Source organism: Arthrobacter sp. 2YAF22_2 (assembly GCF_052114645.1).
Classification (GTDB): Bacteria; Actinomycetota; Actinomycetes; order Actinomycetales; family Micrococcaceae; genus Arthrobacter.
Genome location: NZ_JBFRFD010000661.1, coordinates 1 through 1,672, shown reverse-complemented (window position 1 = coordinate 1,672; position 1,672 = coordinate 1). Strand labels below are relative to the sequence as shown.

General features: G+C 66.9%; 1 protein-coding gene and 1 pseudogene. Both read right to left on the bottom strand.

Annotated features, from left to right (window positions below; all coding sequences use genetic code 11):
* Positions 1 to 269: pseudogene (locus tag AB4Y86_RS18445) on the bottom strand (mannitol-1-phosphate 5-dehydrogenase); the annotation flags it as partial.
* Positions 269 to 1,672 (bottom strand): PTS sugar transporter subunit IIA (locus AB4Y86_RS18440; RefSeq protein ID WP_441403592.1); only part of this gene is annotated, 1,404 nt, incomplete at its 5' end. The gene AB4Y86_RS18440 and the pseudogene AB4Y86_RS18445, both read right to left, overlap by 1 nt.

Below are 1,672 nucleotides of genomic sequence, written 5' to 3'. Positions count from 1 at the left end.
CCCACGGCGGTGGTGACGATGTCCGCCGTCGCGATTTCCGCGACGACGTCGGCTTCCTGGGTGCCGGAGTTCAGCGCGCGGAAGTTGTCCACGGTCCGCACCGCGGGGTTGTCCCCCACCTCGTGGACCTGGTAGCTGTCCGTTGCGGCGAGCTGGGTGATGAGGGCGTCCACGACATCCGCGAACACCACCTCATACCCGGCCTCGTGCAGCAGCAGTCCGACGAACCCGCGGCCGATGTTTCCGGCTCCGAAATGAACAGCCTTCACTAGGAATTGACCTTTCCGAACAAGTCGAGCACTTCATCGACGGTGGTGGCCGCCTCCAGCTGCGCGACCTGGGCCTTGTTGGTGAAGACCTTGGCGATGGAGGACAGGATCTGGAGGTGCTCGTTGTTGATGCCGGCGACGCCGACGACGAACTTGACCTCTTTGCCGTTCCAGTCGATGCCATTCGGGTAGCGGACCACCGAGACGGCGGACTTCATGATGTGGTCCTTCGCTGCGTTGGTGCCGTGCGGGATCGCGAGGTAGCTGCCCATGTAGGTGGACACGGATTCCTCCCGCTCGTGCATGGCCGCCAGGTAGCCGGTGTCGACGGCGCCGCGCTCCAGAAGCAACCGGCCCGCCTCGTCGATCGCGGCGTCACGGGTGGTTGCCGTGCCGCTGAGGACCACGCTGTCGGCCGCCAGGATGCCTGAAGGGCCGGCTTCGGTCTCGGGTTCGGCGACGGCGGTCGCTGTCGCCGCCGCTCCGGCGCCGGCCAGGCCTTCGCCCGCAGCACCCGAACCGTCGGCCGGCGCGTTGCTGCTCCGGACCAGCTCCACCACGTCGTCGTACTTCGGCGAGTTCATGAAGTTGTCCACCGAGACGTGCACCGCGCTGGCCGTGGCGGGTTTGGCCCGTTCGGTCAGGTCCTGGTGCGTGATGACGACGTCGTAGGTGTCGCTGAGGTTCGCGATGGCGGAATTGGTGACCTTGACGTCCGGGTAGCCGGCCGCCTTGATCTTGTTGCGCAGCACCGAGGCGCCCATGGCGCTGGAGCCCATGCCGGCGTCGCAGGCAAAGACAATGTTCTTGACCGGACCGGCCAGCACCGCGACGCTCCCGGCACCCGCCCCGGCTCCCGCGAGGGCGGAGGAGACGGAGCTCTTCTTGCCCTTCATGGTTTCCATCCGGGTGGTCGCGGCGCCGAGTTCATCCTCGTCCGCGGTCTTGCTGGTCTTCAGGATGACCGAGGCAATCAGGAAGGACACGGTGGCGGCCAACAGCACCGACAGGGCTACGCCCAGCAGGCTATCGGCCGGCGTCGCGGCGAACACCGCGATGATACTGCCCGGGGCGGCCGGCGAGCGCAGACCTGCGCCGGTCAGGACGAGGGTGAAGATGCCGGTCATGCCGCCGCCGATCGCGGCGAGGATGATGATCGGCTTCATCAGCACGAACGGGAAGTAGATCTCGTGGATGCCGCCGACGAACTGGATCAGCGCGGCACCGGGGGCCGAGGCCTTGGCCATGCCCTTGCCGAAAAGCATGTAGGCGAGCAGGATGCCGACGCCGGGGCCGGGGTTGGCCTCGAGCAGGAACAGGATGGATTTGCCCTGCGTGAGCGCCTGTTCCGTACCCAGCGGGGTCAGGATGCCGTGGTTGACCGCGTTGTTCAAGAAGAGGAC